The following is a 21,075-nucleotide window of genomic DNA, read 5'->3' on the forward strand; positions in this document are numbered from 1 at the left end:
GGCGCTCAGTCCGCGGAGGCCGGCGGCGTGCTGCTCGCGCCTTGCTGCGCGGCCTGCGCGTCGCGCTCGGCGCGCGCCGGGCTCGTCACGAAGGCAAAGCGCGCGCTCACCTCGGCGCGCTTCACCGGCTGCAGCGGCAGCGCGGTGCCGGCGCGCCAGTGGAACGTACCGCTGTGGGCGTCGTCCGCGAGCGTCGCGTGGTCGGTGAAGAGATCGAGGTCGTGGTCGTGCAGCAGCGCCGCGCGCGGCGGCGTGCCCGCGTCGGCGAAGATCACGCTGCCGGCTTCGTCGAGGTAGACGGCCACGGGCTCGAACGCCTGACCGCCCTGATCGGTGAGCGTCAACGCGTCGTCGCCGCCGTCATGACCCGCGGCGAGGCGCACGATCCACGGCGTGTATTCGAGCTCGACGTACACGCGCTGCGGCCCGTTCTGGAAGTACCACTGGCCCTGTTCGTCGCGCTCGTAATTGCGGTTGATGAAGCCGAGCAGCGCTTCGTGGCGGATCGCCGTGCCGGGGGCGTTCTGCGCCTGGACGGCCTCGTCGCGCATGCGCCAGTTGCCGCGTGCGTCGAGCAGCAGCCAGCCCGTGCAATGCGGGACGTTGGGCCAGCGCGCGAGCGCCTGTTTGACGATGTCATCCATGAGAGACGAAAGGCGAGAGATAAGTGAACACGCGCTGCGAAAGCCAGTCGCTGCGGCCGGGGAACGGTCCGGTCATGAAACCGACGTGGCCGCCGTGCGCGGGCTGATCGAGCTCGACCGCGGCGCTCACTTCGTGGCGAGCGGGCAGCGCGCGGCCAGGCAGGAACGGATCGTTGCGCGCATTCAGAATGAGCGTGGGGACGGCGATTTCGCCGAGCTTCGGGCGGATCGTCGCCTGGGTGTAGTAGTCGTGGGTGTCGCGAAAACCGTGCAGCGGCGCGGTCACAACATTGTCGAATTCGTACATCGTCCGGCTGGCGAGCACGGCTTGCGCGTCGAACAGGCCGGGGTACTGCTCGAGTTTCTGGAGCGCCTTCACCTTCAGCGTCTTCAGGAAGCTGCGCGTGTAGATCATGCCGAAGCCCTGCGTCAGCATCTCGCTGCCTGCATGCACATCGAGCGGCGTGGAGATCGCGGCGGCCGCGGCGACGATCGCGGCGTCTTCGCGACGCTGGGCGAGCCAGTGCAGCAGCACGTTACCGCCGAGCGACACGCCCGCGACCACGAGCGGGCCTGCGTGGCGGGCGGCGAAGCGGCGCAGCACCCAGTCGACTTCGGCGGAATCGGCGAGATGGTAGAAGCGCGGCAGCAGGTTCAGCGGACCGCTGCAGCTGCGAAAGTGGGGGATCGCCGCATGCCAGCCGCGCGCCTGCGCAGCGGCAGCGAGCGCGCGCGCGTAGTGGGAGCTCGAGCCGCCTTCCAGGCCGTGGAACAGGACGAACAGCGGGGCGTTGTGTGAATCCGCACCGGCACGCTTGCCGTCCAGCCAGTCCACTTCGATGAAGTCGCCATCGGGCGTGTCCCAGCGCTCGCGCCGGTAGGCGGGCGCGGGCAGGCGCGAGAACAGCGCCGGCACGATGGTCTGGATGTGCGCACCGGGCAGCCAGAACGGCGCGCGGTAGTCGTTGTCATAGTGGGGGCCGAGCAGGGCAGTCTGGGCTTCGAGCGCGGCCGCGACGCGGGCTGCCTCGCCGGGCCTGCGGGTGTCGTCGGTCGTACTCATCACTGCCCCCTGCTTTGCGCCCTTATGTCAGTGCAGCGCGCCCTGGCCGTGGCGCAATCTGGCCGAGAACTGGGTAGCTGCGTCGTCGGGCATGCGGCTCGCGTGAATGTGCGCAATGCGCCACTCGCCGCGCTCGTGAACCATCACGTAGGTCGTGAAGACCATGGTGGGAATCGCGCTGGGATCGACCGGGCGGTGCGCTTCCACGATCGCATAGACCACGGTGCCGAGGCTGTCGTACACGCGGATGTCGAGCGGCTCGATCGACACCGGCGCCGCTTCGAGCTGCGCGGCGAGGCCCGCGCGGATGCTCGGCAGGCCGTGCAGATGCGCGCCTTCCGCCGTGATGCAGCTCACGAACTCTTCATCGATCCACAGACCCATCAAGCTGTCGATGTTGACTTCCGCGACGGCCTGGTAGTACGCGTTGAGGGTGTCCGCGGCGGCTTCGAAGATGTGGGCAAAACGTGGCATGGCTCGTTGGTCTTGTGCGCTCGGTGGCGTCTGCCTGGGCGCGGGTTGGCGATTGATCGGTTGCGTCGCTGCGCGGCTGTCGCTACATGCCGCGCGTTTGCCGCGAGCATGCCGCTTTCGCGAGACAGGCCTGTGACGTGCTCCGATGCGGCGCTTTGGTCTCTCCCGGGCCTCCGATGCCTCTATTGGGCGCGCGCAACGCGCATGGCGTCCGTTGCGTGGCGCACATCCATTTGTGTGCGCGATGTTTTCAGCGTGGCGGGCGGCACATAGCCGCCCCACGCTGTCGGCGATGCCTGTTGCTTATCGCTGCCCGAGCAGCATGCCGCGCAGATCGCCGAAAACCTGCTCCGGGCTCAGTTCGCGCAGGCAGTTCAGATGCCCGAGCGGACACTCGCGCGCAAAGCACGGACTGCATTCGAGATGGAGCCATTGTACCTTTGCAAGCTCGGACAAGGGCGGCGTGTGGCGCGGATCCGTCGAACCGTACAGCGCGACGAGCGGCCGGCGCAGCGCGGCGGCCACGTGCATCAGGCCCGAATCGTTGGTGACCACGGCGTTCGCGCGCGAGATCAGCGCGCACGCTTCGCCGAGCGCGGTTTGCCCGCACAGGTTGCGCACGTTCGGCGCGCGATCGGCGATGGCCTGGGCGAGCGGGGCGTCCTTCGGCGAGCCGAGCGCGACGATCTGCGTGTACGGGAACGACTGGCCCACCATCTTCGCGAGCGCCGCGAAATGCTCGGGCGGCCAGCGCTTGGCGGGGCCGTACTCGGCGCCGGGGCAGAACACGAGCAGCGGCACGCGCGTATCGAGATTGAAGCGCGCCGACACGCGCGACGCCTCGTTCGGGTCCGACTCGAGGCGCGGCATTGGCAGGTCGTCGGGCACGCTCGCGCCGGGCGCGTAGGCGAGCGCGGCGTAGTGCCTGACCATCGGCGGGCGCTCGTCCTTCGGCGGATTCGCGTGGCGCACGTTCAAGAGGCCGTAGCGGTTCTCGCCCGTATAGCCGATGCGCAGCCCGATATTGGCGAGCCACGGGATCAGCGCGGACTTGAGCGAATTGGGCAGCACGTAGGCGGCGTCATAGCGCTCGGCGCGCAAGTCGCCCGCCAGTTGCCAGCGGCGCAGCAGCTGCAGCTTGCCGTGGCCGAGGTCGGTGGCGTAGACGTCGCGGATCTCGGGCATACGCTCGAGCACGGGCGCAACCCAGGTTGGCGCGAGCGCATCGATCTGAATGCGCGGGTGCAGTTTCACGAGCCGCGAAAAAAGCGGCTGCGCCATCAGTGCGTCACCGATCCAGTTCGGTGCGATTACCAGCGCGCGGCGCATCGGGAGTCAGGGTCCGGAGAGGGTAAAGGTTGCACGTGCGGCTTGCGCGCCCGGGGCCGGCACTGGCCGGCATGGGGGCGTATTGGGCCGCGCGCGAAACACGGTTGGGAAAATGACGAACAGCCGCGCGCCGGTGAACGGGCGGCGGCATGACGTAAGACGCGCCGCCGCATGCACGGCGGCGCGCCGCGAATGAGGCGAAACGCGTCAGTGGCCGTGGACGACCTCGCCCGCGCGCAGCTTGTAACGCGTGCTGCAGTACGGGCACTTCGCTTCGCCGTGCGTCACGTCGAGGAACACGCGCGGGTGGTTGCTCCAGCGCGGCATCGACGGATTCGGGCAGTAAGCGGGCAGATCCTTGGCCGAAAGTTCGACCAGCGGCATTTCCTTAATTTCGCTCATGAGGACGATTCTCTGTGTAGCTGTGGGGGCCAGGCGTTGGCGCGCCCGGACCTTTAATTCTTAGACCTTCGCGAGCCAGCGCGCGTACTTGTCGTTCTTGCCCGAGACGACGTCGAAGAAGGCCGATTGCAGCTTCTCGGTGACCGGGCCGCGCGAGCCGCTGCCGATGGTGCGGTTGTCGAGCTCGCGGATCGGCGTGACTTCGGCGGCGGTGCCCGTGAAGAACGCTTCGTCGCAGGTGTACACCTCGTCACGCGTGATGCGCTTTTCGATCACGGGAATACCCATGTCGCGCGCAAGCGTGATGACGGTGTCGCGCGTGATGCCGTCGAGGCACGACGCGAGGTCCGGCGTGTACAGCTTGCCGTTGTTCACGAGGAAGAAGTTCTCGCCCGAGCCTTCCGAGACATAGCCGTCCACGTCGAGCAGGAGCGCTTCGTCGTAGCCGTCGGCGGTGGCTTCCTGGTTGGCGAGGATCGAGTTCACGTACCAGCCCGAAGCCTTGGCGCGCACCATCGACACGTTCACGTGATGGCGCGTGAACGACGACGTCTTCACGCGGATGCCCCTGGCAAGGCCGTCTTCGCCGAGATAGGCGCCCCACGGCCATGCGGCGATGGCCACGTGAATGGTGTTGCCCTTGGCCGAAACGCCGAGCTTTTCCGAGCCGACCCAGATGATCGGGCGGATGTAGCACGACTCGAGCTTGTTCGCGCGCACGACTTCGAGCTGCGCGTCGGCGAGCGTCTTTGCGTCGAACGGCACGTCCATCTGGAAGATCTTGGCCGAGTTGAGCAGACGCTTGGTGTGCTCGGCGAGGCGGAAGATGGCCGTGCTGCCGTCGGCGGTCTGATAGGCGCGTACGCCTTCGAAAACACCCATGCCGTAGTGCAACGTGTGGGTCAGCACGTGAATGTTGGCGTCGCGCCAATCAATCAGCTTGCCGTCCATCCAGATCTTGCCGTCGCGGTCGGCCATTGACATACGATTCTCCAGACAAGTGCAGTAAATATCGGGCTTATACAGGGGTTTCGCCGCGCGCTGCGTGGCTGCGATTGGCAAAGACGATTATTTTAGCGTCATTTGACGCCTGCCAGCGCGCCCGCGGGCGCATGGGGCGGGGTTTTCGGGCGATTTTAGGGTCGTTTCGCACCGCCTCCCGCCGATTTTTTTCGGGTTTCGCGCGTGCTGCAACGCAGCAAATCGCGCGAACGCCCGCCCGGCGAGCAGCGTCTGCCCAAATACGGGAGATTCGCCTGGACACGTCTCAGATCGTCCTGGCTATCAGCTAAAATACCGATCTCGCAATTCGATGCCGGCTCGTGCCAGCGACGAGCAGCCGACACGGCGATCCGGGACAGCGTTCAAACCCGGATCCCGCGCCGTGCCGCTGCGCACGCTGCGCACGTCTTGCCGCGCCAGAGTATGGCTTGCGGCGCCGCATCGCCTTGCCACCGCCTTCCCACCATCAAGATGACATGCCCATGAACAAGGTTCTGCGTCTTTCCGATCTGATCTCCGAAGGCAAATTGAAGGGCAAGCGCGTATTCATCCGCGCCGACCTGAACGTGCCGCAGGACGACAACGGCAACATCACCGAAGACACCCGCGTGCGCGCCTCCGTGCCGGCCATCAAGGCCGCACTCGACGCCGGCGCGGCCGTCATGGTCACCTCGCACCTGGGCCGCCCGACCGAAGGCGAATTCAAGCCCGAAGACTCCCTCGCGCCGGTCGCGAAGCGCCTCGCCGAACTGCTCGGCCGCGACGTGCCGCTGGTCGCGAACTGGGTGGAAAACGGCGTGAACGTCGAGCCGGGCAACGTGGTGCTGCTCGAAAACTGCCGCGTCAACAAGGGCGAGAAGAAGAACTCGGACGAGCTTTCGCAAAAGATGGCGAAGCTCTGCGATATCTACGTGAACGACGCGTTCGGCACCGCCCACCGCGCCGAAGCCACGACCTACGGCATCGCGAAGTACGCGCCGACGGCCTGCGCGGGTCCGCTGCTGGCCGCCGAACTCGACGCGCTCGGCAAGGCCCTCGGCGCGCCGAAGCGCCCGCTGGTGGCGATCGTCGCCGGCTCGAAGGTCTCGACCAAGCTCACCATTCTCAAGTCGCTGGCCGAGAAGGTCGACCAGCTGATCGTGGGCGGCGGCATCGCCAACACGTTCATGCTCGCGGCAGGCCTGAAGATCGGCAAGTCGCTTGCCGAGGTCGATCTCATCGACGACGCGAAGGCCATCATCGACGCGGCGCGCGCACGCGGCGCCTCGGTGCCGATCCCGACCGACGTCGTGACCGCCAAGGAATTCGCGCCGACGGCCAGGGCCGAGACGAAGACCGTGGCCGACGTGGCCGACGACGACATGATCCTCGACATCGGTCCCGTCACCGCCAACGCACTCGCCGCGCAACTCGCGCAGGCCGGCACGATCGTGTGGAACGGCCCGGTCGGCGTGTTCGAGTTCGACCAGTTCGGCAACGGCACGAAGACGCTCGCGGATGCGATCGCCGGTTCGGGCGCGTTCTCGATCGCCGGCGGCGGCGACACGCTCGCGGCCATCGCGAAGTACAACATTGCCGACAAGGTCAGCTATATCTCCACCGGCGGCGGCGCCTTCCTCGAGTTCCTCGAAGGCAAGAAGCTGCCGGCGGTCGAAGTGCTCGAAACGCGGGCGGCCGGCTAAGTGGCGCCGCGCGCCCCGGCCGGGAAGGCCATGAGCAAACTTCCTCGTGCAGGCGCACAGAAGTCGCGCAGCGCAGCCGGGGCCGCAGCAAACCAGAAGGGGCGCGCAGCGCCCCAGGCAGAGACGGAAAAGGCGAGGGCCGACGCGACCCCCGCCGCCGCTGCCGAAAAGGACATTGCGGCGACGCAGTCGACTGCTGAATCGACAGCCGCACAGATTCCGACAGGGCGCCCAGCCACGCCCGCATCGAATACGACTACGCATGTAGATAGCGCCGCAGCGGCTCATGTGAGCCCCGCGGCGCCCTCCAAGAAAGCGACGCCGGGTAGACCCGGTGCGCGTTCCGGCGCCTCCGCACCCGCGGCTCAGCCGGCCAGCACTTCTCGCAGCAACGGTTTTCCCAGCGATCCTATCCAGACGAGGAGACTCATGCATCGCGCCACCAAGATTGTCGCCACCATCGGTCCGGCTTCCAGCACGCCGGACATCCTGCTGAAAATGATCCGCGCAGGACTGGACGTGGTGCGCCTCAACTTTTCGCACGGCACCGCCGACGATCACCGTCAGCGTGCTGAAATGGTGCGGGACTGCGCCCGCCAGGCTGGCCGAGAAGTTGCGATCATGGCGGACCTGCAAGGCCCGAAGATTCGCGTCGGCAAATTCGAGAATGGCAAGACGACGCTCGAGCCGGGCCATCCGTTCATCCTCGACGCCGAATGCGAGCTCGGCAATGACGAGCGCGTCGGTCTCGACTACAAGGACCTGCCGCGCGACCTGAAGCCGGGCGACATCCTGTTGCTCAACGACGGCCTGATCGTGCTCGACGTGTCGCGCGTGATCGGCAGCGAGATCCACACGACCGTGAAGGTCGGCGGCGAGCTGTCGAACAACAAGGGCATCAACCGCCAGGGCGGCGGCCTGACGGCGCCCGCGCTCACCGCGAAGGACATGGAAGACATCCGCACGGCGATGTCGCTGGGCGCGGACTTCGTCGCCGTGTCGTTCCCGAAGAACGCCACCGACATGGAAATGGCGCGCCAGCTCGCGAACATCGCGGGCGCGCCGTACGGCATCAAGCCGAAGATGATCGCGAAGATCGAGCGCGCCGAAGCGATTCCGGCGCTGCAGGAAATTCTCGATTCGTCGGACGGCATCATGGTCGCGCGCGGCGACCTGGCCGTGGAAGTGGGCAATGCCGCCGTGCCGGCGCTGCAAAAGCGCATGATCCGCATGGCGCGCGACTCGAACAAGCTCGTCATCACGGCCACGCAGATGATGGAGTCGATGATCCACGCACCGGTGCCCACACGCGCCGAGGTCTCGGACGTCGCCAACGCCGTGCTCGACGGCACGGACGCGGTGATGCTCTCGGCCGAATCGGCGGCGGGCAAGTACCCGGTGCAGACCATCGAGGCCATGGCCGCGATCTGTCTGGAAGCGGAGAAGTCGGAGCAATCCGAGCTGGACAAGGACTTCCTCGACCGCACCTTCACGCGCATCGACCAGTCGATCGCCATGGGCGCGCTGTTCACGGCCTACCACCTGGGCGCGAAGGCGATCGTCGCGCTCACGGAGTCGGGCTCGACCGCGCTCTGGATGTCGCGCCACTGGACCCACGTGCCGATCTTCGCGCTCACGCCGCGCGCAGGCAGCGAGCGCGCCATGTCGCTCTACCGCAACGTCACGCCGCTGCACCTCGACACGAGCAGCGACCGCGACACGGCGCTTCAGCAGGCCATCGAGGTGGTGGTGAGCAAGGGCTATGCGTCGCGCGGCGACATGGTCGTGCTGACCGTGGGCGAGCCGATGGGGCAGCCGGGTGGCACGAACACGCTGAAGATCGTGCGCGTCGGCGACGTGCTGTAATCTCGCGACGATTTTTTTCGCTTTATTTTCGCGACTCCCGAAAATAAATGCGGTGGGCGCCGACTGGTATCACACTGGTATCAGATCGGCGCCAGATCGGTGCCACTTAGACGCCTTTTCCCCGCAATTGCAGCCCGTACGCCGGAGAAACGGCGCGCGGGCTGTCAACTCCTTTTGCACCTTCTCGCGCTTTTGACGCTCCGATACGCCAATTTCATGCCAGTTACGTGCCTGGCGCCGGGAACGGACGCGCTTCGCGATAAAATCACGCCATCGAGCCCGCGGCAGGTCACGCGGGCGGCGGCTGCCAGGCCGCCCTCGACCGGCTGCGCAAGACAGCCGGCGGCAGAAGCATTTCGTTTCAAATCAAAGGAGTAGCAACAATGCCTCTCGTATCAATGCGTCAACTGCTCGACCATGCGGCTGAACACGGTTATGGCCTGCCCGCGTTCAACGTGAACAACCTGGAACAGGTCCAGGCGATCATGGAAGCCGCGAACCAGGTCGGTTCGCCGGTGATCATGCAGGCATCGGCCGGCGCGCGTAAGTACGCGGGCGAGCCCTTCCTGCGTCACCTGATCGAAGCCGCGGTCGAGTCGTATCCGCATATTCCGGTCGTGATGCACCAGGACCACGGCCAGTCGCCGGCGGTCTGCATGGCGGCGATCCGCAGCGGTTTCACCAGCGTGATGATGGACGGCTCGCTCGAAGCCGACGGCAAGACGGTCGCATCGTATGAGTACAACGTCGAAGTCTCGCGCAAGGTCGTCGAAATGGCGCACTCGATCGGCGTCACGGTCGAAGCGGAACTGGGCGTGCTCGGTTCGCTGGAAACGATGAAGGGCGACAAGGAAGACGGTCACGGCGCCGAAGGCACGATGACGCGCGAGCAGCTCCTGACGGATCCGGAGCAGGCCGCCGACTTCGTGAAGCTCACGCAGTGCGACGCGCTGGCCATCGCCATCGGCACCTCGCACGGCGCGTACAAGTTCTCCAAGAAGCCCACGGGCGACATCCTGTCGATCCAGCGCATCAAGGAAATCCACGCGCGCATTCCGAACACGCACCTCGTGATGCACGGTTCGTCGTCGGTGCCGCAGGAACTGCTGGCCGAGATTCGCGAATTCGGCGGCGACATGAAGGAAACGTACGGCGTGCCGGTCGAAGAGATCCAGGAAGGCATCCGTCACGGCGTGCGCAAGATCAACATCGACACCGACCTGCGTCTGGCGATCACGGGCACGATCCGTCGCTATATGTATGAAAACCCGTCGAAGTTCGACCCGCGCGACTACCTGAAGCCGGCTCGCGAAGCCGCGAAGAAGGTGTGCGTGGACCGCTTCCTCGCGTTCGGCTCGGAAGGCCAGGCCGGCAAGATCAAGCCGGTCGCGCTCGACAAGATCGCCGAAAAGTACAAGTCGGGCGAATTCGCGCAGATCGTTCGCTAAGCGGGCTTCTGCGCCAGGCGCGTCGCGCGTTGCCGGCCGCGCCTCGAGTAGTCAAAACATCGCCGTTTCCGCCTGTTTTGGGGGAACGGCGATGGGCTTTTCCGGGAAATTTGCCGGTTTTTGGTTTACCCTCGCATTACCTCCGGTTTTACGGTTTCCTGGCGCGGTTGCAACCGCGGTTCTGGACCGAACCCGCCTCCGTTTCGATTGTCCTTTTAGCGAATCACGACGATGTCTACCCTCTACGAATCCACGCTCCGCTCGCTGCCGCTTCTCGGCCGCGGCAAGGTCCGCGACAACTATGCCGTGGGCAACGACAAGCTGCTGATCGTCACCACCGACCGTCTGTCGGCGTTCGACGTCATCATGGGCGAGCCGATTCCGCGCAAGGGCGAGGTGCTCAACCAGATGGCCGACTTCTGGTTCGAAAAGCTCAAGCACGTCGTGCCGAACCACCTCACGGGTGTCGCGCCGGAAACGGTCGTGGCCGCCGACGAAGTCGAGCAGGTCAAGGGCCGCGCCGTCGTGGTGAAGCGCCTCGAGCCGATTCTCGTGGAAGCCGTGGTGCGCGGGTATCTGGCCGGCAGCGGCTGGAAGGACTATCAGGCAACGGGTGCCGTGTGCGGCGTCGAACTGCCGCCGGACCTGCAGAATGCACAAAAGCTGCCCGAGCCGATCTTCACGCCCGCAGCCAAGGCCGAAATGGGCCACCACGACGAGAACATCACGTACGAAGAGATGGAGCGCCGCATCGGCACCGAGCTGTCGCGCACCATCAAGGAAATTTCGATCAAGCTGTACAAGGAAGCCGCCGACTACGCGGCCACGCGCGGCATCATCATCGCTGACACGAAGTTCGAATTCGGTCTCGACAACCACGGCCAGCTGTATCTGATGGACGAGGCGCTCACCGCCGACTCGTCGCGCTTCTGGCCGGCCGACCAGTATCAGGTGGGCTCGAACCCGCCGTCGTTCGACAAGCAGTTCGTGCGCGACTGGCTCGAAACCCAGGACTGGAAGAAGGAGCCGCCGGCGCCCAAGCTGCCGGACGACGTGATCGCCAAAACGTCGGCGAAGTATCAGGAGGCGCTCGAGCGTCTCACGGGTCAAAAGCTCGCGTAAGCGAGAAGAGGGAAGAAGGAAGCACAATGAGCGAAGTTCAGACGGCTCACCAGCATGCGGCGCCGCTCGTCGGCGTGTTGATGGGCTCCAGCTCCGACTGGGACACGATGAAGCACGCGGTCGCGATCCTGCAGGAGTTCGGCGTCGCGTACGAGGCCAAGGTGGTCTCGGCGCACCGCATGCCCGACGAGATGTTCGAGTACGCGGAAAAGGCGCGCGAGCGCGGCCTGCGCGCGATCATCGCCGGCGCGGGCGGCGCGGCGCACCTGCCAGGCATGCTGGCGGCCAAGACCACGGTGCCCGTGCTGGGCGTGCCGGCGGTCAGCAAGTATCTGAAAGGCGTGGATTCGCTCCACTCGATCGTGCAGATGCCCAAGGGCGTGCCGGTCGCGACCTTCGCCATCGGCGAGGCGGGCGCGGCCAATGCGGCGCTGTTCGCCGTCTCGATCCTGAGCGTGACCAACACCGAATACGCGAACAAGCTCGCGGCTTTCCGCGTGCGCCAGAACGAAGCGGCGCACGCCATGGTGCTGCCCCCGCTTTGATTGCCCCGCTTTGATCGTCCCCACGCGCCGCGGCCATCCCGCGGCCGACCACGAAGATGACTCCTGACAATTCACCGGTTTCACCGATCCTGCCCGGCGCCTGGCTGGGCATGGTGGGTGGCGGCCAGCTCGGCCGCATGTTCTGCTTTGCCGCGCAGGCGATGGGCTACCGCGTCGCCGTGCTCGATCCCGACGCGACCAGCCCCGCGGGCACTGTGGCCGACCGCCACATCTGCGCCGCGTACGACGACGAAGCGGCGCTCACCGAACTCGCGCGCCTGTGCGCGGCCATCTCGACCGAGTTCGAGAACGTGCCCGCGGCGAGCCTCGACACGCTCGCGAAGTCGACCTTCGTGAGCCCGGCCGGGCGCTGCGTGGCGGTGGCGCAGGACCGCATCGCCGAGAAGCGCTTTATCGCGGCGGCCGGCGTGCCGGTCGCGCCGCACGTGGTGATCGAGTCGTCGCAGGCGCTCGCCGGCATCGACGACAAGGCGCTCGCCGCCGTGCTGCCGGGCATTCTCAAGACCGCGCGCATGGGCTACGACGGCAAAGGCCAGATTCGTGTCTCCAACGCCGAGGAAGTGCGCGAGGCGCATGCGTCGCTCGGCGGCGTGCCGTGCGTGCTCGAAAAGCGCCTGCCGCTGAAATTCGAGGTGAGCGCCCTGATCGCGCGCGGCACGAACGGCCAGGCCGTGGTCTATCCGCTCGCGCAGAACACGCACCGCAACGGCGTGCTCTCGCACACCATCGTGCCCGCGCCGGACGCCAGCCCCGCGCTCGTGCAGCAGGCCCAGCAGGCCGCGATCCAGATCGCGGCGAAGCTCGGCTATGTGGGCGTGCTGTGCGTGGAATTCTTCATCCTCGAAGACGGCTCGCTCGTCGCCAACGAAATGGCGCCGCGTCCGCACAACTCGGGCCACTACACGACCGATGCGTGCGCCACGAGCCAGTTCGAGCAGCAGGTGCGCGCCATGACGGCCATGCCGCTCGGCGACACGCGCCAGCACTCGCCGGCCGTGATGTTGAACATTCTCGGCGACGTGTGGTTCCCCTGCGCCGTGGGCGAGGCGAAGCCCCAGAAGGGCGCCGCGCCCGTCACGCCGCCGTGGGACCAGGTGGCCTCGATGCCGGCCGCGCGTCTGCATCTGTACGGCAAGGAAGACGCGCGTCCGGGCCGCAAGATGGGCCACGTGAACTTCACCGCGCCGACGCTCGACGAAGCGCGCACGGCCGCGCGCGACTGCGCGCGCCTGCTGCACATCGCCACGAGCTGAGGTTGGGCCGCATCATGTCCGATCAGCAGAACGCGCCGCACGATGGCGCGCCGCCTCTGACCGATGCCGACATCGAGCACGCCGCCGCGCTGCTCGACGCGGGCGAACTGGTCGCGTTCCCGACCGAGACCGTCTACGGTCTGGGCGGCGATGCGGCGAGCCCCGAGGCGGTCGCGCGCATCTACGCGGCCAAAGGGCGGCCGGCGAACCATCCGGTGATCGTTCACCTGCCGCCCGGCGGCGACCCGCAGTACTGGGCCGCTCAGTGGCCCGAGGCGGCGCAAAAGCTCGTCGACGCCTTCTGGCCCGGCCCGCTCACGCTGATCGTCAAGCGCCACGAACGCATTCCCGACGCCGTGAGCGGCGGCCAGGATTCGGTGGGGCTGCGCTGCCCGTCGCATCCGGTCGCGCAGCAGTTGCTGGCGGCGTTTTCCGCGCGTCGCGGCGGCCATGGCGGCGTGGCGGCGCCGTCGGCGAACCGCTTCGGCCACGTGAGCCCGACCACGGCGCAGCACGTGCGCGACGAATTCGGCGCGGCGGTGCATGTGCTCGACGGCGGCGCATGCGACGTGGGTATCGAATCGACGATTCTCGATCTCTCGCGCGGATTTCCCGCGTTGCTGCGGCCCGGTCACGTGACGCCGCACGACATCGCGCGCGTGCTGGGCGAGGCGCCGCGCTTGCCCGACGGCTCGGACGCCACGGCGCCGCGCGCCTCGGGCACGCTCAAGGCGCACTACGCGCCGCGCACGCCGCTCGCGCTGCTGCCGTTCGAGGCGCTGGAGCCGCTGCTTGCGGCGGCGCGCGATGCGGGCGAAACGGTGGCGCTGGTGGCGCGCGCCTCGCGCGCGGGCGTTTGGGCGCAGGCCCAGGGCGTGCACTTCGTCGTCGCGCCGGAAGAGCCGCAGGAATATGCGCGTGAACTGTATGGCTTGCTGCGCGCGCTCGATCGCGCGAACGTCTCGCGCATTCTCATCGAGAAGCTGCCGGAGACGATCGAATGGATCGCGGTCAATGACCGGTTGGGGCGGGCGGCGGCGGCGTTCGAGGCGCAGCAGCAGGGCTGATCACGTTCTTTCGCGTTCAATGAAAAACACCCCATGAGCCTGACGGTTCGTGGGGTGTTTTTTCTTGCACCGGAAGATCCGGTGCAAGCGGCTCAAGCGACGCTTGTCACGGCGCCTTGCCAATGCCCGCAGCAGCCAGCTGCGTTTCAGCGAAGTTCGCGAACTGCGCGTGCAGCGAGGTGGTCGGGTGCACGAGATCCGCGAACATGTAGGTCGTGGGCGCGTTGGCCGTCGTCAGCGTTTGCGGCGAGCAGAACAGCGAGCTGCCGAAGTTGCTGCCGTATTGCGCTGCCGCAGCCTTCAGGATGGTCGGATCCGTCGTGGCCGGCAGTCCGAGCGTCGCTTGCGGATTCGCGAGGGCGTAGTTCGTGGCGTCGGTTTGCATCTGCGCGATGTTGCACGCCGTGCCCGTGTTCGTCACCGTGAAGCCAAGGCTCGCTGCGTTCTGGATCGTCTGGTCGAGCCACGAGAACGTATCGATCACGACGGCCTTCTTTGCCACCAACGTGGGTTGCAGCGTCTCCAGCAGCGTGAGGTTGTACATTGCCGAGATGAGCGTGAGCGCGGTGTCAGCCGCGGTCGCCGAGCCAGGCACTGTCCCGGGCGTCGCCGCATCGGCTGCCAATGCGGCCGGCGTCTTGCCGATATCGGGCACCGTTGCGACGGCGACTTTGGGCGTCCCGGCAATCTGCGTATTGACGAGGGTCGCCAGCGTTTTGGCTGCAGTGATCACCGGCAGCACCGTCGCGAAGTTGGCTGTGTAGGTCGGGTTGGCGACAAGTTGGAGCGCGATGGCTGCCGGCACCAGGGCTGTCGCCTGCGCTTGCGTGAAACCGGCCTGCATCAGGGTTGTAACCGTGCTCTGCTGCGTCGCGGGATCGTTGACGAGCGTCGAAAATGGAGTGGCCGCGAGCGCCGTGCCGAATGCCGTCAGACCTGCACCGTTGTTGTCCAGCAGGTTCAGGATTTCATTCGCGCCGCCTTCCACGAGCACGAGCTGATTCGCATTGAAGCTGCCGTGCTGCGCCAGATACTGCTGGAGCTGCCAAGTGACCGGCTGCTCGCTCGCGGCAGGGATCACGGCGCTGGTATTCGCCACGCCGCCGCCCGTCACCAGCGCGCCGCCTTGCGCGTAGTCCAAGCCGCCCGTTGCCGTCAGCGGCAGACCGAAGCCGCCTTCGAAGGCCGGCGAAAGCGTGTTGCCGAAGTATTCGGACACATGCTGCGCCCAGACTTCGCCCGGGTTGGTCGTGAAGCGGCCGCCGCCGAAGCCCGGCAGAATCTGCTCCGAATACGTGCCCGCGTCGGTCAGGCTCGTGCCGAACGCCACCACCTGCATGTTGACGCCCGACGGCGGCGGCGTGCTCGCGTTGTTGTTCCCCCCGCTGCCGCCACCGCAGGCGGCGAGCAGCGCAAAGGCGGCGCTCGCGGCAGCGATCTGGGTGGCGCGCAACAGCGTACGGTGTCTCGGTCCTTGATGCTTCATATTCACTTCATCTCCTCTGTGTGTGGCCTTTGATGCCATGCTTGCCTACTCATGCAACGGGTGCTCGTGGCACGAGCGGCTGCCCCGTTGTCGATGTTTTTCTCGATCGCCGGCCTTGCATGCAACCCCCTGCTTGCTGCTGCCCCAGGGTCAGGGCCAAGGCCGACAGACTACGCAATCTCTCAGCTATTGCGCGACCCGAACTCACCCTCGGTGTTGTTTTCCGGCACGCCGTAGCGCGTTCCCGCGGGTGTCGCCGGCGCCGTCACGGAGGCGAGGCCGAGCGCGTCGTGGCGCTCGCACCAATCGGGCGGCGCGAACAGCGCGGCGAGACGCGAGCGCCAGCCGGACATGCGCGCGAAGTCCCGCGCCATCGCGAGCCATTCGTGAAATGTCGCGTTAAGCGGATTGCATGATGCAAGCGGCTTGACGATGCCGTAATCGGGCGCGTCGTGCGCGTCTTCCTCGACATAGCTGCCGAACAGGCGGTCCCAGATCGCGAGCACCCCGGCGTAGTTGCGATCGATATAGCGCGCGTTGCGCGCGTGGTGGACGCGATGCATCGACGGCGTGTTGAACACGTTTTCGAGCCAGCCGAGCTTGCCTACGGCCTGGGTGTGCACGAAGAACTGGAACGCGAGATTGACGAGCACGATCGCGACGATCTGCTCCGGCGTGAAGCCGAGCATGGCGAGTGGAATCCAGAAGATCCACATGCCCGCCACGGGGTACATGAGGCTCTGGCGAAACGCCGTGGAAAGGTTCAGGCGCTCCGACGAATGGTGGACGACGTGCGCGGCCCAGAGCCAGCGCACGCGATGGCTCGCACGGTGAAACACGTAGTAGAGCAGGTCCTGCGCGATAAAGAGTGCGAACCATGCGACGAGCCCCGGCTGCCACGCAACGAGCCGGAAGTGCCGGTAGACATAGGCGTAGACGGGCACCGCGACGAGCCACGCAAGCTTGTCGGCGCCCTGGTGCATGAGCGCGAGCGCGGCGTTGCACAGCGTATCGGGCCAGGCGTAGCGGGCGCTGTCGGGGGTGGTGTTCGATGCAGCGCGCGGCCGTGTGCGGGAGAGATGCCACGCTTCCCAGCCGATGCAGGCGAGAAACACGGGGGCGAGGGCGAGCAGCAGCCATTGCGCGTCGAACTGCACGAACGTCGTCCTCCTTGTCCCGTGGGCGGCGCTGGCGGGCAGCGCGGCGTTTGTTGTCTCGTATCGTATTGGCCGCGTTGGTGTGCGTTCGCAGGGTGCGCGGCTCGATGGCCGGGCACGCAAGATAAAACTTTCAATGCATTACCGGCCTTTGCTCGCCAGAGTACACGCCCCGGGCCCCGGACGGGCGGGGCTTTGCTAGAGGAAAACTTCGAGCCCGACGCATCGCGGCGAACTCGGATGAGGCGTGCGGGGACAGGTCCACGGCGCCCGCCGGGCGCGGAAACGGCGTGCACGCCGTGTGCAAGCAACGTGCGCGTAGCGCGTGGTCAATGCGCGCCGCGTCGTCTGGCCGGAGCCTTGTACGTGGCCTTCGCGACCTTCGACCCTTTTGCCGCGCGCTTCGGATGCGGCTCGACGTACACGGGCTTTTCTTCGGGCATGCCCTTGTAGACCCACTCGAGCAGCGCGTCGTGCGCGGCGCGCGCCGCTTCGGCGTGCGGATCGTTGATGAGGCTCACCACGATCCAGCTCTCGCCGTTCTCGGCTGCCACGTAACCGGCGATGGCGCGCACGTCGCGCAGCGTGCCCGTCTTGATATGCGCGTTGCCTTCCACGCCCGCGTTGGTGAGGCGGTTGCGCATCGTGCCGTCCACGCCGACGACCGGCAGCGAGTCGATGAACACCTGCGCGACCGGGCTCGCGTTCGCGTTCTGCAGCAGGTTCGCAAGAGAGAGCGCGCTGACGTGCTCTTCGCGCGAGAGGCCGCAGCCGTTGTCGAGCACGAGTTCGGGCATGTTCAGGCCGCTGCGCCGGAGGTACGTATTGACGGCCGTCGCGGCCTTGCCCGTGGTCGCAGGCGGTTTGCCCTCGACGGCGCCGAGCGTGAGGAACAGATTGCGCGCCATCACGTTGTTGCTGAACTTGTTGATGTCGTGCACGACGTCCGATAGCGGCGGGCTCTGGTGCACGGCGAGCAGACGCGCGCGCGGCGGCACGACGCCTTCGCGCACCGCGCCGGCCGGCGTGGCGAAGAGGCTGCCGCCCGTTTGCTGCCAGAGGGCGAGGAAGCCGTCCGCGAAGAACGTGCTGTGGTCCACGGGCGCGGCCATGTTGAGCGTGCGCTCGCCGCAGCGCATCGCGTAGCTGCCCGCGAAGCTCGCGGTGACGACGCCGTTGCCGCCCGGCGAAACCTGCGGGCTCGGCAGCATGCCGCCGCAGGCGCCGGCGCGCTCGCGGATCTGGTTGTCGATCTGCCACTGCGCAACGGGCGGCACCACGTCGATCGACACGCCCTCGCGGGAGGGCGAGAACGTGAACGAGACCGACTTGAACGCGTACATCAGCGGATCGGGGCCGACGTTGTAGGGCGCGCTGTCGTCGCCGTCGAACGAGGGCAGGTCGCGCGTGGACGGATCGAACTCGCTCTTGTCGAGCACGAGCGCGCCGTCGATGCGCGCGACGCCCGCCGTGCGAATCTTCTGCACGAGGTCGATCAGCTCTTCGGGCACGAGCTTCGGGTCGCCTGTGCCCTTGATATAGAGGTTGCCGTGCAGCGTGCCGCTCGCATCGAGTTCGCCGTCGGTATAGGCGCTCGTTTTCCAGCGATAGTCGGGACCGAGCATCGCGAGGCCGCTCCACGTCGTGACGAGCTTCATCGTCGAGGCTGGCATCATCGGCTGGCCGGCATTCACGGCGACGCTGGGCTGGCGGTCGCCGACCTTTTCGATCACCACGCTGACCGACGAGAGCGGCACGTGCGCGCGCTCCAGACCCGCCATCACGGTGGGCGGCAGCACGGTGGTCACGTTGACCGAGGGAATGCGCGCGCCTTCGGGCTGCGCATACGCGGCCGGCGCGGCGGCGAAGCCCGCGGCGAGCGTGGCGCAGGCGAGAGCGAGGGCGAGCGGTCGAGGCAGGCGCGCAGTGGCGGCGGCGCGATGCGTGCGGTCGGTGTGCGAGGCAGGCAGTCTGAACAAGGAGCGTAGGCGGGACAGCGATGCGGGCAGCATGAAATGCGTTCGGGCGAGTGCAGGGGCGGTGCTTGGGCCGCGCGCGGCGTACGGAAAGCGGAGACTCTCCGGTGCTGCGCGCGGACGCGAAAATTGGGGCGGCGTGTGATTCGTGGTGCGCGCGCGATGCGCTCGCTTGAACGTACTGTACAAGCCCGCACGCGCGCATCGCGGCCGAATCACGAGTGGAGCGCCGCAAAAGCGCACATTGTAAAGACCTCGCGCCGCGTGCGCGCATTGCCGCAAGAAAACGTTGCACATTGCGTGGCGTGATGCAAACACTGCCCACCCCGCGCGCCATTGCAGCGCGACCGGCTGCGTGCCGCAGCGGCGCGGCGCCCCTGTTCAGGCGCTAGAATGCTCGCATCCTCATCCACTCACGCAGCGCGGCGCAGCGGCGCCGCCCGGCCAACATTACGATGCGCATACTGCTAGTCGAAGATGACCGCATGATCGCCGAAGGCGTGCGCAAGGCGCTGCGCGGCGAAGGCTTCGCGGTCGACTGGGTCGAAGACGGCGATGCCGCCCTCTCCGCCGCGAGCGCGGATTCTTACGATCTCATGCTGCTCGATCTCGGATTGCCGCGGCGCGACGGTCTCGACGTGCTGCGCACCCTGCGCGCGCGCGGCGCGGCGCTGCCCGTGCTGATTCTCACCGCGCGCGACGCCGTCGCCGACCGCGTGAAGGGTCTCGACGCCGGCGCGGACGACTACCTCATCAAGCCCTTCGATCTCGACGAACTGGGCGCACGCATGCGCGCGCTGATCCGCCGCCAGGCGGGCCGCAGCGATTCGACCATCCGCCACGGCTCGATCACGCTCGATCCGGCCTCGCACCAGGTCACCCAGGACGGTTCGCCCGTTGCGCTTTCGGCGCGCGAATTCGCGCTGCTCGAAGCGCTGCTCGCGCGTCCGGGCGCGGTGCTCTCGAAAACCCAGCTCGAAGAGAAGATGTACGGCTGGGGCGAGGAGATCGGCAGCAATACCGTCGAGGTCTATATTCACGCGCTGCGCAAGAAGCTCGGGGCCGACCTGATCCGCAACGTGCGCGGCCTCGGCTACATGATCGCCAAAGACGCATGAAGCAGGTAATCAAGCGCGGCCATGCGTGGGACCGGAGTAAGCGCCAAAGCGCTAACCCCAGATCGACAGGGAGACCCCTTTAGCCGATGAGTTCCATCCGACGACAACTGCTGTTCTGGCTGCTCGCGATCGTCGTCGCGGGCGTTGGGCTCGCGGGCTGGCTGATCTATCGCCAGGCGCTCGCCGAAGCCAACGAGCTGTTCGACTACCAGCTGCAGGAAATCGCCGAGGCGCTGCCCTCCGAGCCATTCAACGAGATCCTCAGTTCGCGCGACACGGGCGACGAAGGCATCGTGCTGCAGATCTGGAATCGCAACGGCGTGCTCATGTACTACTCGCATCCGCGTGCGCCGCTCGCGCCGCGCGCGGAACTCGGCTTTTCGACGGAGCGCACCGATCGCGGCGACTGGCGCGTGTATGGCGCGATCGTCGGCGACAACGTCGTGCAGCTCGCGCAGCCCGTTTCGGTGCGCAACCGGCTCGCCGCGAACGTCGCGTTGCGCACGCTCTGGCCGCTCATCGTGGTGCTGCCGTTTCTCGGCATCGCGGTCTGGATCATGGTGGGTCGCGGGCTCAGGCCGCTCTCGCGCGTCGCGCGCGCGCTCGACACGCGTCATCCCGAAGCGCTTGATCCGCTGCCCGAAGAGCGTTTGCCGCGCGAAGTCACGCCGCTCGTGCATGCGTTGAACGCGCTGCTCGATCGCCTCGCGCAGGCCATCGATACGCAGAAGGCCTTCGTCGCCGATGCCGCGCATGAGTTGCGCACGCCGCTGGCCGCCGTGCAGATCCAGGCGCAACTCGTTGCGCGCGCAAGGGATGACGAAACGCGCCGCGAAGCGCTCGTCGATCTGCAGGCGGGCGTGACGCGCGCCACGCGTCTTGCCGAGCAGCTGCTTGCGCTCGCGCGTTCCGAACCCGACGGTCATGCGCGTGCGCAGAACGTCGATCTGCATGCGCTGCTCGATGATTGCGTGCTCAACTATGCGCCGCTCGCGCAGCAGCGCGGTGTCGATCTCGGCATCGAGGAAAGCGCGGCGGCGAGCGTGCATGGCGACGCCGATGCGTTGCGCGTGATGCTCAACAATCTGCTCGACAACGCGACCAAATACACGCCCGCGGGTGGCCGCGTGGACGTGAGCCTCGCGGTCGTCGACGGGCATCCGCGCGTGCGCATCGCGGACAGCGGGCCGGGCATCCCGGAAGAGGAGCGTGCGCGCGTGTTCGATCGCTTTTATCGCGTGGGCGCGGGCGCGAATCGCGCACGCACCGATATCGCCGGCACGGGCCTCGGGCTCGCTATCGTGCGACGAATTGCAGATCAGCACGACGCGACCATCACACTCGGCGATTCGCCCGCCGGCGGCCTGCTCGTGGACGTGCGGTTCTGATTCTCAATCGCCCGCAAATGCCCGCCGCGCGG

At 67.0% G+C, this 21,075-nt stretch carries 18 protein-coding genes; 9 read left to right on the forward strand and 9 right to left on the reverse strand.

Going from position 1 to position 21,075, the window contains the following annotated elements; all coding sequences use genetic code 11:
- Window positions 1-5: 5 nt before the first annotated feature.
- The 6 genes from AB4Y42_RS09665 to AB4Y42_RS09690 form a co-directional block, all read right to left on the reverse strand.
- Window positions 6-644, reverse strand: coding sequence for a DUF2946 family protein (locus tag AB4Y42_RS09665; protein WP_368694057.1), 639 nt, complete (start codon window positions 642-644; stop codon window positions 6-8).
- Window positions 637-1,707 carry a YheT family hydrolase gene (locus tag AB4Y42_RS09670; RefSeq protein ID WP_368694058.1) on the reverse strand — a complete coding sequence of 357 codons (1,071 nt, stop codon included), beginning with the start codon at window positions 1,705-1,707 and terminating at the stop codon, window positions 637-639. The genes AB4Y42_RS09665 and AB4Y42_RS09670 overlap by 8 nt, the downstream gene beginning before the upstream one ends.
- Before the next feature lie 27 nt (window positions 1,708-1,734).
- Window positions 1,735-2,181, reverse strand: coding sequence for a nuclear transport factor 2 family protein (locus AB4Y42_RS09675; protein WP_069262853.1), 447 nt, complete (start codon window positions 2,179-2,181; stop codon window positions 1,735-1,737).
- Between the two features lie 303 nt (window positions 2,182-2,484).
- Window positions 2,485-3,510: a lipopolysaccharide heptosyltransferase II gene (waaF, locus tag AB4Y42_RS09680; RefSeq protein ID WP_201695308.1), complete on the reverse strand. Its 1,026-nt coding sequence runs from the start codon at window positions 3,508-3,510 to the stop codon at window positions 2,485-2,487.
- Between the two features lie 207 nt (window positions 3,511-3,717).
- Window positions 3,718-3,912: a zinc-finger domain-containing protein gene (locus tag AB4Y42_RS09685; RefSeq protein WP_028205950.1), complete on the reverse strand. Its 195-nt coding sequence runs from the start codon at window positions 3,910-3,912 to the stop codon at window positions 3,718-3,720.
- 60 nt (window positions 3,913-3,972) lie between these two features.
- Window positions 3,973-4,896, reverse strand: coding sequence for a branched-chain amino acid transaminase (locus tag AB4Y42_RS09690; RefSeq protein WP_368687590.1), 924 nt, complete (start codon window positions 4,894-4,896; stop codon window positions 3,973-3,975).
- A gap of 500 nt (window positions 4,897-5,396) precedes the next feature.
- Between AB4Y42_RS09690 and AB4Y42_RS09695 the strand changes: the two genes are divergently transcribed.
- The 7 genes from AB4Y42_RS09695 (at window position 5,397) to AB4Y42_RS09725 (ending at window position 13,918) form a co-directional block, all read left to right on the forward strand.
- Window positions 5,397-6,596, forward strand: a complete 1,200-nt coding sequence (locus tag AB4Y42_RS09695; protein ID WP_368694059.1) for a phosphoglycerate kinase — start codon at window positions 5,397-5,399, stop codon at window positions 6,594-6,596.
- Window positions 6,597-7,025: 429 nt separating this feature from the next.
- Window positions 7,026-8,462 (forward strand): pyruvate kinase, encoded by a 1,437-nt coding sequence (gene pyk, locus AB4Y42_RS09700; RefSeq protein ID WP_368687592.1) that lies wholly within the window; start codon window positions 7,026-7,028, stop codon window positions 8,460-8,462.
- Between the two features lie 383 nt (window positions 8,463-8,845).
- Window positions 8,846-9,910: a class II fructose-bisphosphate aldolase gene (gene fba, locus AB4Y42_RS09705; RefSeq protein ID WP_368694060.1), complete on the forward strand. Its 1,065-nt coding sequence runs from the start codon at window positions 8,846-8,848 to the stop codon at window positions 9,908-9,910.
- A gap of 231 nt (window positions 9,911-10,141) precedes the next feature.
- Window positions 10,142-11,032: a phosphoribosylaminoimidazolesuccinocarboxamide synthase gene (locus AB4Y42_RS09710; RefSeq protein WP_368694061.1), complete on the forward strand. Its 891-nt coding sequence runs from the start codon at window positions 10,142-10,144 to the stop codon at window positions 11,030-11,032.
- Between the two features lie 26 nt (window positions 11,033-11,058).
- The gene (gene purE / locus AB4Y42_RS09715) at window positions 11,059-11,577 is read left to right on the forward strand and encodes a 5-(carboxyamino)imidazole ribonucleotide mutase (RefSeq protein WP_028205944.1); all 519 of its coding nucleotides are present in this window, start codon (window positions 11,059-11,061) and stop codon (window positions 11,575-11,577) included.
- Window positions 11,578-11,633: 56 nt separating this feature from the next.
- A complete protein-coding gene (locus AB4Y42_RS09720) occupies window positions 11,634-12,851 on the forward strand; it encodes a 5-(carboxyamino)imidazole ribonucleotide synthase (RefSeq protein ID WP_368687594.1) in 1,218 nt (405 codons plus the stop codon).
- A gap of 14 nt (window positions 12,852-12,865) precedes the next feature.
- Entirely contained in the window at window positions 12,866-13,918 is a 1,053-nt protein-coding gene (locus AB4Y42_RS09725) for an L-threonylcarbamoyladenylate synthase (protein ID WP_368687595.1), read from the forward strand.
- Between the two features lie 106 nt (window positions 13,919-14,024).
- Here the strand turns inward: AB4Y42_RS09725 and AB4Y42_RS09730 are convergent, their stop codons facing one another.
- From AB4Y42_RS09730 to dacB, 3 genes are all read right to left on the reverse strand, one after another.
- Window positions 14,025-15,404, reverse strand: a complete 1,380-nt coding sequence (locus AB4Y42_RS09730) for an acylhydrolase (protein ID WP_368694062.1) — start codon at window positions 15,402-15,404, stop codon at window positions 14,025-14,027.
- A gap of 182 nt (window positions 15,405-15,586) precedes the next feature.
- On the reverse strand, window positions 15,587-16,561 hold the full coding sequence (locus AB4Y42_RS09735) for a sterol desaturase family protein (protein ID WP_368694063.1): 975 nt from the start codon (window positions 16,559-16,561) through the stop codon (window positions 15,587-15,589).
- Between the two features lie 329 nt (window positions 16,562-16,890).
- Window positions 16,891-18,480, reverse strand: a complete 1,590-nt coding sequence (gene dacB / locus AB4Y42_RS09740) for a D-alanyl-D-alanine carboxypeptidase/D-alanyl-D-alanine-endopeptidase (protein WP_368694218.1) — start codon at window positions 18,478-18,480, stop codon at window positions 16,891-16,893.
- A 512-nt stretch (window positions 18,481-18,992) separates the two neighbouring features.
- On the opposite strand from dacB, the gene AB4Y42_RS09745 reads away from it, so the two are divergent.
- Window positions 18,993-19,655, forward strand: coding sequence for a response regulator (locus AB4Y42_RS09745; protein WP_028205939.1), 663 nt, complete (start codon window positions 18,993-18,995; stop codon window positions 19,653-19,655).
- 86 nt (window positions 19,656-19,741) lie between these two features.
- A complete protein-coding gene (locus AB4Y42_RS09750) occupies window positions 19,742-21,043 on the forward strand; it encodes an ATP-binding protein (RefSeq protein ID WP_368694064.1) in 1,302 nt (433 codons plus the stop codon).
- Window positions 21,044-21,075: the final 32 nt, after the last annotated feature.

The organism is Paraburkholderia sp. EG286B, from assembly GCF_040965655.1.
Classification (GTDB): domain Bacteria; phylum Pseudomonadota; class Gammaproteobacteria; order Burkholderiales; family Burkholderiaceae; genus Paraburkholderia.

What these genes read in the sequence shown, in the direction of transcription:
- AB4Y42_RS09665 (WP_368694057.1), bottom strand. Translation starts at nt 644, where the DNA reads ATGGATGACATCGTCAAACAGGCGCTCGCGCGCTGGCCCAACGTCCCG.
- AB4Y42_RS09670 (WP_368694058.1), bottom strand. Translation starts at nt 1,707, where the DNA reads ATGAGTACGACCGACGACACCCGCAGGCCCGGCGAGGCAGCCCGCGTC.
- AB4Y42_RS09675 (WP_069262853.1), bottom strand. Translation starts at nt 2,181, where the DNA reads ATGCCACGTTTTGCCCACATCTTCGAAGCCGCCGCGGACACCCTCAAC.
- waaF (WP_201695308.1), bottom strand. Translation starts at nt 3,510, where the DNA reads ATGCGCCGCGCGCTGGTAATCGCACCGAACTGGATCGGTGACGCACTG.
- AB4Y42_RS09685 (WP_028205950.1), bottom strand. Translation starts at nt 3,912, where the DNA reads ATGAGCGAAATTAAGGAAATGCCGCTGGTCGAACTTTCGGCCAAGGAT.
- AB4Y42_RS09690 (WP_368687590.1), bottom strand. Translation starts at nt 4,896, where the DNA reads ATGTCAATGGCCGACCGCGACGGCAAGATCTGGATGGACGGCAAGCTG.
- AB4Y42_RS09695 (WP_368694059.1), top strand. Translation starts at nt 5,397, where the DNA reads ATGAACAAGGTTCTGCGTCTTTCCGATCTGATCTCCGAAGGCAAATTG.
- pyk (WP_368687592.1), top strand. Translation starts at nt 7,026, where the DNA reads ATGCATCGCGCCACCAAGATTGTCGCCACCATCGGTCCGGCTTCCAGC.
- fba (WP_368694060.1), top strand. Translation starts at nt 8,846, where the DNA reads ATGCCTCTCGTATCAATGCGTCAACTGCTCGACCATGCGGCTGAACAC.
- AB4Y42_RS09710 (WP_368694061.1), top strand. Translation starts at nt 10,142, where the DNA reads ATGTCTACCCTCTACGAATCCACGCTCCGCTCGCTGCCGCTTCTCGGC.
- purE (WP_028205944.1), top strand. Translation starts at nt 11,059, where the DNA reads ATGAGCGAAGTTCAGACGGCTCACCAGCATGCGGCGCCGCTCGTCGGC.
- AB4Y42_RS09720 (WP_368687594.1), top strand. Translation starts at nt 11,634, where the DNA reads ATGACTCCTGACAATTCACCGGTTTCACCGATCCTGCCCGGCGCCTGG.
- AB4Y42_RS09725 (WP_368687595.1), top strand. Translation starts at nt 12,866, where the DNA reads ATGTCCGATCAGCAGAACGCGCCGCACGATGGCGCGCCGCCTCTGACC.
- AB4Y42_RS09730 (WP_368694062.1), bottom strand. Translation starts at nt 15,404, where the DNA reads ATGAAGCATCAAGGACCGAGACACCGTACGCTGTTGCGCGCCACCCAG.
- AB4Y42_RS09745 (WP_028205939.1), top strand. Translation starts at nt 18,993, where the DNA reads ATGCGCATACTGCTAGTCGAAGATGACCGCATGATCGCCGAAGGCGTG.
- AB4Y42_RS09750 (WP_368694064.1), top strand. Translation starts at nt 19,742, where the DNA reads ATGAGTTCCATCCGACGACAACTGCTGTTCTGGCTGCTCGCGATCGTC.